12 protein-coding genes are annotated in these 15024 nt (G+C 52.9%); 4 read left to right on the forward strand and 8 right to left on the reverse strand.

Annotated features, from left to right (window positions below; all coding sequences use genetic code 11):
* Positions 1–7: 7 nt before the first annotated feature.
* The 3 genes from ACIROW_RS11140 to ACIROW_RS11150 all read left to right on the forward strand — a co-directional run bounded on the left by ACIROW_RS11140 (position 8) and on the right by ACIROW_RS11150 (position 5599).
* Positions 8–3154 (forward strand): efflux RND transporter permease subunit, encoded by a 3147-nt coding sequence (locus tag ACIROW_RS11140; RefSeq protein ID WP_402275237.1) that lies wholly within the window; start codon positions 8–10, stop codon positions 3152–3154.
* Positions 3147–4595, forward strand: coding sequence for an efflux transporter outer membrane subunit (locus tag ACIROW_RS11145; protein WP_402275239.1), 1449 nt, complete (start codon positions 3147–3149; stop codon positions 4593–4595). Before ACIROW_RS11140 ends, ACIROW_RS11145 begins: the two co-directional genes overlap by 8 nt.
* Before the next feature lie 182 nt (positions 4596–4777).
* Positions 4778–5599 (forward strand): 2OG-Fe(II) oxygenase, encoded by an 822-nt coding sequence (locus ACIROW_RS11150; protein WP_402275242.1) that lies wholly within the window; start codon positions 4778–4780, stop codon positions 5597–5599.
* Positions 5600–5779: 180 nt separating this feature from the next.
* Here ACIROW_RS11150 and ACIROW_RS11155 read toward each other — a convergent pair whose 3' ends face one another.
* Complete coding sequence (locus tag ACIROW_RS11155) at positions 5780–6364, reverse strand: YdcF family protein (RefSeq protein WP_402275245.1); 585 nt, start codon at positions 6362–6364, stop codon at positions 5780–5782.
* 3 nt (positions 6365–6367) lie between these two features.
* On the opposite strand from ACIROW_RS11155, the gene ACIROW_RS11160 reads away from it, so the two are divergent.
* A complete protein-coding gene (locus tag ACIROW_RS11160; protein WP_402275247.1) occupies positions 6368–6961 on the forward strand; it encodes a formyltransferase family protein in 594 nt (197 codons plus the stop codon).
* A gap of 344 nt (positions 6962–7305) precedes the next feature.
* Here ACIROW_RS11160 and ACIROW_RS11165 read toward each other — a convergent pair whose 3' ends face one another.
* The 7 genes from ACIROW_RS11165 to ACIROW_RS11195 are packed head-to-tail and all read right to left on the reverse strand — an operon-like array spanning position 7306 to position 15023.
* Complete coding sequence (locus ACIROW_RS11165) at positions 7306–9258, reverse strand: polysaccharide biosynthesis protein (protein ID WP_402275249.1); 1953 nt, start codon at positions 9256–9258, stop codon at positions 7306–7308.
* Between the two features lie 42 nt (positions 9259–9300).
* Complete coding sequence (locus ACIROW_RS11170; RefSeq protein ID WP_402275250.1) at positions 9301–9861, reverse strand: sugar transferase; 561 nt, start codon at positions 9859–9861, stop codon at positions 9301–9303.
* Positions 9858–10808, reverse strand: coding sequence for a UDP-glucose 4-epimerase family protein (locus tag ACIROW_RS11175; RefSeq protein ID WP_402275953.1), 951 nt, complete (start codon positions 10806–10808; stop codon positions 9858–9860). The genes ACIROW_RS11170 and ACIROW_RS11175 overlap by 4 nt, the downstream gene beginning before the upstream one ends.
* A gap of 7 nt (positions 10809–10815) precedes the next feature.
* Positions 10816–11943, reverse strand: coding sequence for a non-hydrolyzing UDP-N-acetylglucosamine 2-epimerase (gene wecB / locus ACIROW_RS11180; RefSeq protein WP_402275252.1), 1128 nt, complete (start codon positions 11941–11943; stop codon positions 10816–10818).
* The gene (locus ACIROW_RS11185; RefSeq protein WP_402275254.1) at positions 11936–12946 is read right to left on the reverse strand and encodes a polysaccharide biosynthesis protein; all 1011 of its coding nucleotides are present in this window, start codon (positions 12944–12946) and stop codon (positions 11936–11938) included. The genes wecB and ACIROW_RS11185 overlap by 8 nt, the downstream gene beginning before the upstream one ends.
* Before the next feature lie 8 nt (positions 12947–12954).
* A complete protein-coding gene (locus ACIROW_RS11190; RefSeq protein ID WP_402275256.1) occupies positions 12955–13809 on the reverse strand; it encodes a dTDP-4-dehydrorhamnose reductase family protein in 855 nt (284 codons plus the stop codon).
* Positions 13806–15023: a glycosyltransferase family 4 protein gene (locus ACIROW_RS11195; protein ID WP_402275955.1), complete on the reverse strand. Its 1218-nt coding sequence runs from the start codon at positions 15021–15023 to the stop codon at positions 13806–13808. The genes ACIROW_RS11190 and ACIROW_RS11195 overlap by 4 nt, the downstream gene beginning before the upstream one ends.
* Position 15024 lies beyond the last annotated feature (1 nt).

A 15024-nucleotide genomic window follows, 5' to 3' on the forward strand; every position in this document is an offset into this window, starting at 1 on the left:
CTGTCAGATGGGAAAGTTCTTTATTGATCGCCCCGTATTTGCGTGGGTGCTAGCAATCTTTATCATACTGGCGGGCGCGCTGGCCATTACCGGCCTGCCCGTCTCCCAGTATCCGAGCATTGCGCCGCCGACCATCGTGATCACGGCGACGTATCCGGGCGCAACCGCGCAAACCCTCGACGATTCGGTGACCAGCCTGATCGAACAGGAAATGAACGGCGCCGACGGCTTGCAATACATGGAGTCGCAAAGCCAGGCCAACGGCCAGGTGCAGATCACGGTGACCTTCTCGCCCGCCACCAATGCCGACCTGGCCGCGGTGGACGTGCAGAACCGCCTGAAACGCGTCGAAGCGCGTCTGCCGGCAGCCGTGACGCAACAAGGTGTGCAGGTCACCAAGTCGCGCAGCAACTTCCTGCTGTTCATCGGCTTGTCGTCGACCGACGGCAAACTCGATCCGGTGGCGCTGGGCGACTATCTGTCGCGTAACGTCCTGAACGAAGTCAAACGCGTTCCCGGCGTCGGCCAGGCACAGTTGTTCGGCACCGAACGCGCGATGCGCATCTGGATCGATCCGAACAAGCTGATCGGCCTGAACCTGACGCCGGCCGACGTGACTGCCGCCATCACCGCACAAAATGCGCTGGTCGCTGGCGGTACACTGGGCGCCTTGCCGAGCCCGACTTCGCAGCAGATTTCTGCGACCGTCGTCGTGAACGGCCAGCTGACCAGTCCGGAACAGTTCGGCAACATCGTCCTGCGCGCCAATGCAGACGGTTCGTCGGTGCGCATGCGCGACGTCGCCCGTATTGAAGTCGGCGGCCAATCGTACGACACCTCCGGCCGCCTCGACGGCAAGCCAAGCTCGTTCATCGGCGTGCAGTTGTCGCCGACCGCCAACGCGCTGGGCACCGCAACCGCCGTGCACAAAAAGATGGAAGAGCTGTCCAAGTATTTCCCGGCCGGCGTGAAGTACACCATCCCTTACGACACCTCCAAGTTCGTCAAGATCTCGATCGAAGAAGTGGTCAAGACCCTGATCGAAGCGATCGTGCTGGTGTTCCTGGTGATGTTCCTGTTCCTGCAAAACATCCGCTACACCATCATCCCGACGATTGTCGTGCCGGTGGCGCTGATGGGTACGTTTGCAACCTTGTTTGTCTTCGGCTTCTCGATCAACGTGCTGACCATGTTCGGCATGGTGCTGGCGATCGGTATCCTGGTCGATGATGCGATCGTGGTGGTGGAAAACGTCGAACGCATCATGAGCGAAGAAGGCTTGTCGCCCAAAGAAGCAACCCGCAAGGCGATGGGCCAGATCACCGGCGCGCTGATCGGCATCACGCTGGTGCTGATCGCGGTGTTCATCCCAATGGCCTTCTTCGGTGGTGCGGTCGGCGCGATTTATCGCCAGTTCTCGCTGGCGATGGTGGCGTCGATGGTGTTCTCCGTTTTGATGGCGTTCACGCTGACACCGGCATTGTGCGCAACCATCCTGCTGCCGGTCGAGAAGGGCCATCATCACGAGAAGCGCGGCTTCTTCGGCTGGTTCAATCGCCGTTTCAACAAGACTGCCTCCGGTTATCAGGGCTTCATCGGCAAGATGCTGGCCAAGTCCGGCCGCTACATGATCGTGTACGCGCTGATCGTGGTCTGCGTGGGCTTGCTGTATGTGCGCCTGCCGGCTTCGTTCCTGCCGAACGAAGACCAGGGCTACATCATCACCAACGTGCAGTTGCCGCCAGGCGCGAGCACCGGCCGTACGCTGGAAGTGATCAAGACCATCGAAAACTATTACCTCAAGCAACCTGCGGTCGAGCACGTCGTGGCGATTGCCGGCTTCAGCTTCTCGGGTAACGGTCAGAATGCCGGTCTGGTGTTTACCCCGCTGAAGGATTGGGGCGAGCGCGACAAGACGCAATCGGCGGATGCAGTTGCAGGCCGTGCTTTCGGCGCCTTCTCGCAGATCAAGGATGCAATCGTGTTCCCGCTGAACCCGCCGCCTATCCCTGAACTGGGTAACGCGACCGGCTTCACCTTCCGTCTGCAGGATCGTGCAGGCCTGGGCCACAACGCCCTGGTGCAGGCGCGCAACCAGATCCTCGGCATGGCTTCGCAAAGCAAGGTGCTGGCAGGCGTGCGTCCTGAAGGTCTGGAAGATGCGCCGCAGCTGCAACTGGACATCGACCGCGACAAGGCCAACGCCCTGGGCGTACCGTTCTCGACCATCAACAGCGTGCTGTCGACGGCGTTGGGTTCGTCTTACGTCAACGACTTCCCGAACCAGGGTCGTCAACAGCGTGTGATCGTCCAGGCCGATGCCAAACGTCGTCTGCAACCGGAAGACCTGGCCGGCCTGTATGCCCGCAACAGCGGTGGAACCATGGTGCCGTTCTCGGCCTTCACCACCTCGAAGTGGATCAACGGTCCCGTGCAGCTGATCCGCTACAACGGCTATCCGGCAATGAAGATCGCCGGCGGTGCAGCACCTGGCCGCAGTACCGGTGAAGCAATGGCGGAAATGGAATCCTACGTCGCCAAGCTGCCTCCCGGCTTCGGTTTCGAATGGACCGGCCAGTCGCTGGAAGAAAAGACCTCGGGTTCGCAAGCGCCGGCGCTGTACGCGCTGTCGCTGATCGCCGTGTTCCTCGTGCTGGCGGCGCTGTACGAAAGTACCTCGATCCCGCTGGCGGTGATGCTGGTGGTGCCGCTGGGTATTCTCGGCGCATTGCTGGGCGTGACGCTGCGCGGCATGCCTAACGACGTGTACTTCAAGGTCGGCATGATTGCGGTGGTCGGTTTGTCGGCGAAGAACGCGATTCTGATCATCGAGTTCGCCAAGGATCTGCAAGCGCAAGGCATGGGCCTGATCGAAGCGACGCTGGAAGCGGTGCACCTGCGCTTCCGCCCGATCATCATGACCTCGCTGGCGTTCATCCTCGGCGTACTGCCGCTGGTCATCGCCAGCGGCGCCGGCTCCGCCAGCCAACGCGCCATCGGTACCGGCGTGATGGGTGGGATGATCACGGCGACCGTACTGGCCGTGTTCCTGGTCCCGATCTTCTTCGTCGTCGTGCGCAAGATCTTCAAAGGCAGCCAAGCCAAGCCGGATGCTGCCCATCACAATATCGATGTGGAGGATAAGAATGTTTAAGTTTCCCACCCTGCGCCTGAAGCAGTTGAGCGCAGCCATGCTGGTGGTCGGCGTATTGTCCGGCTGCACGCTGGCGCCGACCTACGAGCGCCCGCAAGCGCCGGTCGAAGGCAGCTATCCGGCCGACGCCAAGGGCCAGGCGGCGTATGACGCCGCCACCCTGGGCTGGCGCCAGTTCTTCCCTGACCAGCGCCTGCAGGCGCTGATCGCGGCCGCGCTGGTAAACAACCGTGACCTGCGCACCGCCGCCCTGAACATCGAAGAAGCCCGCGCGCAGTACCAGATCGCCCGTGCCGACCTGTTGCCGACGCTGAACGCCACCGGCAGCGAGTCACGCACCCGCTTATCCTCCAGCCAGTCGGTCACCGGTGCTCCGATGATCACCAAGAGCTACCAGGTCGGCCTGGCGATTCCCGCATATGAACTGGACTTCTTTGGCCGCGTACGCAGCCTGAAGGATGCCGCGCTGTCGACTTATCTGTCGACTGAAGAAGCCAGGCAATCGGTGCAAATCAGCCTGGTGTCGCAAGTGGCCCAGGCTTACCTGACCGAGCGTTCCTATGCCGAGCAACTGAAGCTGGCCCAGCAGACGCTGGAAAGCCGTCAGTCCAACCTCGGCCTGGCGCAGAAGCGTTTCGACGTCGGCGCCTCCTCGGCACTTGACCTGCGTCTGTCCGACACGCTGGTGCAGTCCGCCCGCACGTCGGTGGCGACACTGCTGCGCCAGCGCGCCCAGGCGGAAAACGCCCTGACGCTGCTGGTCGGCACCAACGTCAAGGACCTGCCTGCAGGCCAGGATCTGTCGCTGCAGAACATCGTCACCGACATTCCTGCCGGCGTGCCGTCGGATCTGCTGGCGCGTCGTCCGGACATCCGTTCGGCCGAGCAAAAGCTGCTTGCCGCCAACGCCAACATCGGCGCGGCCCGTGCCGCGTTCTTCCCGCGCATCAGCCTGACCGGCTCCTTCGGCAGCGCCAGCAGCTCGCTGGGCGGCTTGTTCGATTCCGGCTCGGGCGCCTGGTCCTACGGTCCGCAGTTGAGCCTGCCGATCTTCGACTTCGGCCGCAACAGCGCCAATCTGGATGTGGCGGAAGTACGCAAGAACCAGGCGATCGTAACGTACGAGAAAACCATTCAAACGGCGTTCCGCGAAGTTGCCGACGCACTGGTGGCGCGTGGCACGCTGGATGAACAGATCGAAGCCCAGGAAGCCTTCCTGAAAGCGCAACAGGAACGTCTGAACCTGACCGACCTGCGCTACAAGAACGGCATCGCCTCCTCGCTCGACCAGCTCGATGCGCAACGCGATCTGTTCTCGGCGCAGCAGGCCCTGATCCAGGCGCGTCAACTGCGTCTGAATAATGCGATTGATTTGTATCGTGCGCTGGGTGGGGGATTGAATGAAACAACGGTGGCGGTGGCGCCGGCGAACAACAAGTAACTAACGGGCTGTCCATTATCTAGTTTGCCACTCGTTTCGACGAGTGGCTTTTTTGTGCGGAATACGTTTATACAGACAGTATTTTCAGCTATCAAAACCTAGCAGAGCCCTCCCTCAAGTATGGATGGCTGTACAGCTGGAAACAGGATAGGTATCATGCCCGGACACTTTCAGGAAAAATCATGTCGGACAAAGATACGTTTGTTGAGTTGATCTCGGATGCATTGAACAAGAACAAGGAGCATATCCAAGCTCAGTGGCACCGACCCGAAGGTACCTCAACTCGACATTTTGTCCTCGATCAGTTGTTGCCCGTCGATTTGTGCGAGAAGATTTACAGTGCGTTTCCGCGTAATGGTGATGGCTTTTTCAATCGCGAGTCTTTCCGTGAAAAAAAACGCACCTCCGCCAATCTCGATGCTTATGATCCGATACTCGGTGCCATTACACACGCTTTTCAGGATGAGAAAGTCGTCAACTTGGTCGCCGATATTGTTGGCTTGAAAAAAATAGAACCTGATCCGAAGTTGTATGCAGGTGGCTTGTCAATGATGTTTGAAGGTGACTACCTGAATCCACATATTGATAACAGCCACGATGCAAATCGAGAACGGTACCGTCGCTTGAACCTCCTCTACTATGTTTCGCCGGATTGGTCGCTCGAGAATGGTGGAAATTTTGAGCTTTGGGATGACGCACGTACAACGCCAAAAACCTTGACGTCACATTTCAATCGCCTCGTGGTAATGGAGACTAATAAAATTAGTTGGCACTCCGTTAGCCAGGTAAATGCAACCCGTCCCCGTTGTTGTGTTTCGAATTACTATTTTTCAACCATTTCGCCTGATGATTCAGATTACTTTCATGTCACCTCGTTTTCGGGACGACCGGATCAAAAGCTGAAACGTATCATCGGCATTTTTGATAACGGCTTGAGAAATTTCGTCTCCAAGACATTGAAAATTGGCCGCGGTAAGCATCTGGTGAATAAATCCAAGAAATAATGCTATTTTTTGCTGATCCGCCTTGTACGCGGCGCGCCGGGGTCCAGCTTAAAATAGTTTGACTGCAGTTAAAAAAATGCCCGATGTATTGCATCGGGCATTTGTATTTCAAGAGAACATCTAACTGTTGTGCAACCAAGGACGAAGTTGCAGTCAACAATGCAGACACCTTGAAAACGTTTAAGTGTCGATTTTTGAGTATATCTGCCCGTTATAAAATGGATGAGCAGTGACGAGGCGATCAAATATTCCAGCATCATCGCCAGGACTCACCCCATGAAATGTGTCCATAAATGCCGAAAGAGAAGCCGCTTCAGAGAGCTTCAATTTTTCATTCATCTCACTGGGTGCCGATAGGGTTTGAATTTTATATTGACCCCCATAGATAAACTCAAATATCTGCTGAGTCCGACTGGCGTGATATGCGCTTGTGACAACCAATATACGACGCCAATTTTGGGGAAGCGCGAAATTCTTTTTTGTAAAAACCGCATCACCAACCGTGTCTCTTGAGGTTTTTTCAGTAAGAATCTTATCGCCGGAAAGATTTAGTTTCTCAACAGCATGAGTCCTCATGGCATCGGCAATACATATTACCGAATCAGGACGATAATTCCAGCCGCACGTGATCAGTACGGGAGACCGCCTCTCAGTGATTGTGAGGCATCCTTTTTCCAATCGTGAGCGTGTTTCATCATTCAACACCCCATACTGGTCCATTAGATTCGCAAGTACTATCGTGGCATCGAATTCAAAAAAACTCATAAAATGAAAATACTATTCTTAACAAATAATCCGATCAGCGAAATCCTTATTCAATTTATCGCTGCTGAAGATGAAGTTGTGCAGTGGGAAAAGCCATTATCCGTAGAGGATATGGAAACCATTAAACCAGATTTTGTAGTGAGTTATTCATATCGCCATATTTTACGCAAGCCGGTTCTGGACATGCTGCCTGGCAAATTTGTGAATCTGCATATTTCCTTGCTTCCCTGGAACCGGGGCGCAGATCCAAATGCTTGGTCGTTTTTGGATGATACTCCAAAGGGTGTTTCAATTCATCTTATCGACGAAGGCTTGGATACAGGGCCAATTCTGGTTCAGCGCCCCGTATCGTTTGACGAACACCTCGAGACAATAGGAAGTAGTTACGCCGCACTTCATTCAAACATACAACAACTATTTCGCGAGAACTGGGCTGCCATCAAAACATCGGCCATCCGGCCCACAGATCAGATTGGATCGGGAACACAGCACAAAATGAAAGAATTTTCTTTACTCAAAGAAAAATTATTTAAAGATGAGGGCTGGAATACCAAGATAAACGACATGAAGGATCGCTATCGTGATTTACCAAAGTGAGGCCAGAATTTGAATGTGAAGCACCATGTCTGATTGCCTCATGACCTTCTGCCAAGAAGCATTCAATAATGCTCCTACCGAGAGGGAAATTAACGAGGTTCGAAACAGTGCGAATCACGACGAACAGGAAAACTGCGTAGCCAGACAGTGTCACCGCCACATACGCTTTCGGTGAAAATTCGTTCTGTGCGAAAGCGTTCATCGGCATAGGCATGATCGCGTCAACGTCGAAACAGGGGTGGCTGAATTCTATGCAATATGCAACTCAGCTCTATAAGCCCGTAATTGTCGCAACTTTACTTGGTCGATTCAAAAAATATGGAGTTCAGCAACGTAAACTCAGCCTATTTTGCGCCAGCCTCATCCAGAGCGTCAGCCTCGGCCTCTTGTTCCATATGTACCCAATCAACAATGTCGCCGCTGGGAGCATAACCGGATACCAATTGCTTCAACATCAACCGCACTACTCCCACATCGTTGACGTTCAACGCCAACTCAAGTGCATGCAGCTTTTCTTCCAATACCGGCCAAGACAGGAAGTCTTCATTGGCTCTCATAATACGTGGGTGAGTAGTGACTTTCGGATTGTCTCCGATCAACAGTTCTTCATACAATTTTTCACCTGGACGTAATCCTGAAATCTCTATTTCAATGTCGCCCTCGGGATAATCATCATCTTTTACCGTCAAACCGGATAACTCGATCATGCGTCGAGCTAAATCGATAATTTTGACGGGCTGCCCCATATCCAGGACAAAAACGTCTCCTCCCTTGGCCATGGCACCGGCCTGAATCACTAGCTGCGCAGCCTCCGGAATCGTCATGAAATAGCGGGTTATATCAGGATGTGTCAGGGTGATAGGGCCGCCATCTCGAATTTGCTGACGAAATTTGGGGACCACTGAGCCGGATGATCCCAATACATTGCCGAAACGCACCATGGTAAATTGAGTTCCAGAAGATACTTCTGCCAAGGCCTGCAAGACCATTTCGGCAAGGCGCTTGCTTGCCCCCATGATATTGGTAGGGCGTACCGCCTTGTCGGTGCTGATAAGCACAAAATCGGACACACCCTGTTCCATGGCCGCCTGGGCAGCGATCTGCGTACCCAGAACATTATTTTTTATTCCTTCTGCCGGATTATGCTCGACCAAGGGAACATGCTTGTATGCGGCGGCGTGATACACCGTATCCGGTCGCCAGGTTGCCATAATTTCCCGCATCCGCTCCTGATCGCGAACTGATGCTAACAGGGGTAGGAGCTTCATATCTGAGTCCAATAGCCCCGTCTGCAGTTCTTGGTGAACATGATAGAGCGCAAACTCGCTCTGCTCGATCAGTAAAAGCAAAGCGGGGCCAAGCTTCAATATCTGACGGCATAACTCGCTACCAATCGAACCGCCTGCCCCAGTCACCAACACCACCTTTTTGGCAACGTTTTTAGTCAACAGAATATGATTGGGGACCACTGGCTCCCGTCCAAGCAAATCGTCAATATCCAATTCTCGTAAATCGGAAATTCCGACCTTCCCCTGCGCCAGCTCAATCACGCTTGGCAAGGTCCGAACCAAGACTTTAGCTTGGCGCATCTGCGCAAGAATCTCATTTCGCCGCTTCCGGCTCACCGACGGCAACGCTAGCAACACACTATTGATTCGGAGCGACAGCACTAGTTCGGCAAGGTCGGTTGGATTGTAAATGGCTAATCCATTCAATACATGACCATGCAGACGATCATCATCATCCAGAAAACCGATCACACGCATTTCATGACTATTGGCCATGGCAGCGGCCAATTGGCGCCCAGCAGTTCCTGCCCCGTAAATGAATACTTTAGGCAGGGATGCTTGCTTCAGTTGACTCTGGTACTGCCCTCCCAACCAGAAGCGCGCCAAGCCACGCGAGGCCCCTACCGCGAGCAACAGTAAGATAGGCTGTATCAGCCCAATTGTTCGAGGCACTTCAGGAATGCCAATAGCCGTAAAGATAGTCGCGTAGACCAAACCATAGATGCCGACGGCTCTAGCGACCGACATCAATGCCGGCCAGCCGCTATACCTGAAAATGGCGCGATATAGGCCAAAGACGATGAAGATGGGTAATGCCAAGGCTACAGATGCAAATGCCGCCCACAAGGAATGGCCCGACAGAGAGACGAAATCCCCTAACCGCAAATAAAATGCCAGCCAGGCACACAAAACGCAGAGACTGGTATCGGACAGCAGCGCAACGATCCGTTTGGCGAAACGGGGCAGCGCCAGAATGGGCAACACCAGATTCGTGAATGGTTTAATCATGTTGTGCAAGCCTTCTAAACTCAGGAACGCGATCGCAATGGATCAATGTACAACTCCTTCGCTGCGAACAACCTTTAGAAAGGTCCTCCACAATATCTGCAAATCAAAAGAAAAAGACAGACGCTCCAGATATTCCGAGTCCAGCTTCACTTTTTCCGCAATAGAAAGCTCGTCCCGCCCGTTCACCTGAGCCCAACCGGTGAGACCAGGAACCAGTGCGTCAACCCCATATCGGGTACGCAATTCGATCAAGTCTTCTTGGTTGAACAACGCTGGCCGGGGCCCCACAAAACTCATATCTCCAACCAGAATGCTCCATAGTTGCGGCAACTCATCGAGACTTGTTCTTCTCAGAAAAGAACCTATCGGTGTTAGATACACATCAGGATTTGCAAGTAAGTGCGTAGCCACCGCTGGGGTATTTACCCTCATACTGCGAAATTTTGGCATTTTGAAAATGCGATTGCGGCGACCAACGCGGTCACTCCAATATAGAACTGGTCCTCGCGACGTCACACTCACAAAAATGGCAATCAATACAAAAGGCAACGCCAGCATCAGTAAGGCGCACAAAGCGGCCATAAAATCAAAGCAACGTTTCATGGTAAGAAGGCCCTCGCCGTTCGATACAGTGCTTCGTCGACACCTATCGGCGGAGTCCAGCCTAAAGTTTCCCGGGTATGGCGGATATCGACTTGCAAACTACCAAGCAACCGCTGAGCAAGATCGCCTCGACCTATCATCCGGGCCGCTCCTGCCAGCAATGCTGGAGGCACCACGATAAGTCGCGCGGGCTTCCCTAACGCCAGGCCCATGCGTGACAGAAGATCAGTTGTAGACAAATCGTCCCCATCGCTGGCCATAAAGGTCTGCCCTCCAGCTGCCGGGTGCTTCAAACATGTGATCAGCAAATCCGTCAAATTATCCAATGCTAGCAAACTGCGACGGTTAGCTTTGACGCCGCCCAAAGGAAGCGGAATCCCGCGATATAGCCAGCGCATCATGGCATGAAAATTGGCCTTTACGCCTGGCCCATAAATGAGCGGCGGCCTGATGATCACGATCTCCATGCCTGTAGCCGCAGAAATGCGGCGCAAGCCCAGTTCCGCTTCAAATTTGGAGAGACCATAGGGATCTTTTGGCGCCACGTCAGTCGAGGCATCAAAAGCCGAACCGACGCCAGTCGCCTCACCATTCACTTTGACGGAACTTAAAAAAATAAACCGCTCTACGCCTGCCTTAGCAGCTTGCTCGGCGAAAGCCAGGGTTCCGGCAGTATTGACTTCACGAAATGCAGCCAGCGAGTCGGATGTCGTATCCTGCATGATGTGGACCCTGGCAGCGAGATGAACAACCGTACGACAGGTTTGCAATGCCGATGTCCAATCTGTCGACGAAGCAATGTCGCCAATTGATATGGAATCTGCACGGTCGGCAAGACGCACAGCGCGCTTGATCGCATATCCGCGTTCACGCAACTGCTCACACAACGCTTCCCCTACAAAGCCATTCGCACCTGTGACCAGGACAGCCCCGGTTTGAGATACCATCACCGGATCAACTCTTGGACCAAACGGTCCGGTTAATATAATCGACATAGCTCAGAACCACGCGGATCACCTGTTTTGACACTGCGTGTGCCTCATAGTCCGGCACCGCTGCGGTCGCACGAACTTGCTTGTCGTATTGCATGGTGATGACTCTGACAGCATCCAGAACGCGCTCCTTTTTTAGTCCGGCCATTATTAATGTGCCGGCATCCATGCCCTCCGGGCGCTCGTGAGAATTGCGAATGGTGATCGCCGGCAAATTCAGCAGCGAAGCCTCTTCTGTAATAGTGCCACTATCAGACACCACACAAAAAGCTTCCTTTTGCAATTTAATGTAATCGCAAAAACCGAAGGGTTTCAAAAACTGAATCAATGAACTCATTCCGCCAAGATCCAGCTCGTTGAGTCTTTTCTGCGTCCGCGGATGTGTGGAGACAATGACTGGCATCTTATAAGTTTCTGCGAGGGCATTCAGCGTTTCCATCAGATCAGTCAGGTTGACCTGAGAGTCCACATTTTCTTCCCTATGAGCGCTGACGATGAAGTACTTACCGCTTTGCAGGCCCATCCGACTCAACACATCGGAAGCCTCAATTTTTGGCATGTAGTGTGCAAGCACTTCGCACATATGCGAGCCGGTCTTGATGATAGACTCAGGACGAATACCCTCGGCAAGCAGATAACGCCGGGCATGTTCGGTGAGAACCATGTTGATGTCGCTGAGGTGATCCAACACCTTCCGATTGAGCTCTTCCGGAACGCGCTGATCAAAACAACGATTACCCGCTTCCATATGGAACACCGGGATCTTGCGGCGTTTTGCCGGAATCACCGCCAGACAAGTGTTCGTATCGCCATAAAGAAGGATGGCGTCCGGCTTGACTTGCTCCATGACGACATCCGATTTTTCTATAACGTTCGCGATCGTCTTTGCAGCATTTTCCCCGGCGGCATCCAGGAAGTAGTCCGGCTTGCGAATACCCAAGTCTTCAAAAAAAACCTGATTGAGTTCGTAATCGAAATTTTGTCCGGAGTGGACCAGCACGTGTTCCGTAAATTTGTCGAATTCCGCGATGACCCGACTCATCTTGATGAGCTCAGGACGCGTGCCTACAATGGTCATCACTTTAAGCACGGAGCTGTTCCTTAATGAAATCCAGCTTCAATAACAATTCCTTTACTTGTTCGACATTCAGGCGTTCGGTATTGTGAGAGGTGTAGTCGTCCAATAGAGATATTTTTTCTTCACCTTCACTGAAGTATTGCGAATAATTCAGATCTCGGTTGTCGGCTGGAATGCGGAAATATCCTCCGCGATCTTCCGCCTTCGCCATTTCCTCTCGTGAAATCAGGGATTCGTAGAGTTTCTCTCCATGACGAGTGCCTATCACACGTATCGGACTGCTAAGCGAGAACAGTTCACGTATCGCCACAGCAAGGTCTTCGACGGTAGAAGCAGGTGCCTTCTGGACAAAGATATCGCCTTGCTTGCCATGTTCAAAAGCGTATAAAACCAAATCAACCGAGTCTTCCAAAGACATGAGAAAACGCGTCATGTTTGGATCGGTAACCGTCAACTCCTTGCCTTCCTTCAATTGGGAGACGAATAGCGGTATGACGGATCCTCGCGACGCCATCACATTGCCATAACGAGTAGCACACAAAACTGTCTCACCTTCTCCCTGCATGCGGGCTTTGGCGACCATAAATTTCTCCATCATGGCCTTGGAGATGCCCATGGCATTAATGGGATAGACCGCCTTGTCGGTACTTAGCATAACCAGCCGCGACACATTACGCGCAATCGCTGCATTCATCACGTTTTCAGAACCCAGTACATTCGTACGCACCGCCTCCATCGGATAGAACTCACAGGAAGGAACCTGCTTAAGCGCAGCGGCGTGAAACACGTAATCGACACCCTTCATTGCATGGAAGACACTGTCATAGTTCCGTACATCGCCGATATAAAACTTGAGCTTGGAATGGTTCATCGCAATGCGCATTTCTTCCTGCTTTTTTTCATCCCGACTGAAAATACGAATTTCCCGCACCTCGGTTGAAAGGAAGCGCTTAAGTACGGTATTTCCAAAAGACCCCGTCCCTCCGGTGATCATCAAAACCTTGTCTTTGAACATGTTCATTCCTATTGATATGTATGCATAGTTTCAATCATTTTTCGCCAGCCGGGGGCCGTGTAACCGGTTGTTTCCAGAAAACGGGCCCCGTTTAATGACCGGTCTATGGCTACCTCGTCATCCGGTTCGATTCGGATGTCTTTTTTATAAACATCCGCAATCAGCTTAAGCAAATCATATTTGGAGATCACATTTGCAGCGACATGGTAAATACCGTTCAGATCCCCGCGGGGGATCACAATGTCTCGGATCATCTGCGCCAATATCACCGTTGGCAAGCCAGAAAAAATCGAACGGCGATATCCCTTGCATTGTCCATGCTGAGACAAAAACCAGTTGACCAGACCATGGGCACTATTGAGTTCGTGTCCGATAATGGACGTACGCAGCGTCAATGTATGCGGATAGTCCAACTCTCCGAGCAATTTTGAGCGCCCATATAAATCGAGAGCATCGGGGACATCTGACTCACTATAGTTTCCACGCATGCCGGAAAAAACACAGTCGGTGCTCATGTGGATCAATCGGGCTCCCGACAGTTCGCATAGGCGGGCAAGTCGATGCGGCAACAGCGTATTAATCGGCACCGCCTGCAACGGATCATCAGCATCGGCCAATTGCTTTACCAAGCCGATACAATTGACGACAACATCTGGCCTGCCTTGAATAAAGGCGCTCATCAGCGAGCTGTCTTGTTCCACTTGCACGCCATCGAGCAGGCATACTGTAGCCGGCACGAGCGAGCGCAATTTATGATTATTGTTGCGAAGAGTGCCAAAAACCTCCCATTCGGTTTTCTCGGCAAACACCTTCAGCATTGCATTTCCCAGCATACCGCTGGCACCTAGTATCAAAATTCTCATATACGTGTTTCTTTATTCCGCTTAACTACCTGATGCAAACAATCAATCAATTGATCCACCAATTTTGAATGGGAAAAATGTTGCGAGAAATAGGCCCGGGCATTTTCTCCCATTGCCGCCCGTTCAAATTTCGATAGTTTATACATCCGGCTCACCGAATCTGCCAGAGCCTGCGCATCTCCGGCTGCAGATGCCAGACCAGCGCCCGCCTCCAGGACCAATGTGGCCCCCTCACCATTCAGACTCGCCAAAATCGGTTTCCCGGCTGCCATGTATGCTTGTATCTTGCTCGGAATAGTAAGCCGGAATACTTCGCTATCTGACAAGGTCACCAGCAAGGCCGAGGCCTGGCTCAGGATTGATGGCATTGCCTCCACAGGAAATCGTCCTGGCAGCGTTACATTGCTCAGCCCCCTGCGTTCGACTTCACTCAACATCCATGCGCGCCGACTGCCGTCACCGACAACTACGAATTGGATCCTGGGCTCGTGCAATAGCAATTCAGCTGCATCGATAATGATTTCAACCGCTTGTGCCGTGCCAATGTTCCCGGCAAATAAAATGGTGAACGCATCTCCCTGGGGGAGCAATGGCTGTGCAGCGACCTCTGTTAGCCCAACAACTTCAGTGAATGAATTCGGATAATACTCAATCGGCGTTTTCCCGGCCTGTTCTCTCACCTTGGGAACGAAGGCTCTGGACTGCACTAGCAACAAATCCATCCGCCTATAGATATAACTGACCACGTGTCTTACGCCATTGAGAACGGAAGCTGCTTTGATATAACCCGTCGCGGACAGACTCTCAGGCCAGAGGTCCTGAATCCATAGCACGCTAGGACACCGTTTGATCCATCCCAACCAAATTGCGGGAATCGCCTGCAATATCGGCGACGGAGCAAAAACAAAAATGATGTCGTAATGCTTGCCACGCAACATCCATGGAGAAAAAAATATTCCGGATACCACGAAAGAAAGATAATTGAGAGCTAACCGCCATGCCCCCTTTCCTCGCGGGAAAAGCGGCATTCTGTATACTGGAATCCCGCCATGCTGCTCCTTGACGCATCCCCACGCCCGGTATCCTGTAAAACACTCTCCCATTGGATAATTGGGCTTTCCGGTCAGCACCTCAACTTCGATGCCTTGGCTCAACAAGGACTGGGTCAGTTCATTGATCCGGAAATTTTCCGGCCAATAATATTGGCTCAACACT

The sequence above is a fragment of the Herbaspirillum sp. NPDC101397 genome (assembly GCF_044767325.1).
Lineage (GTDB): Bacteria > Pseudomonadota > Gammaproteobacteria > Burkholderiales > Burkholderiaceae_D > Herbaspirillum.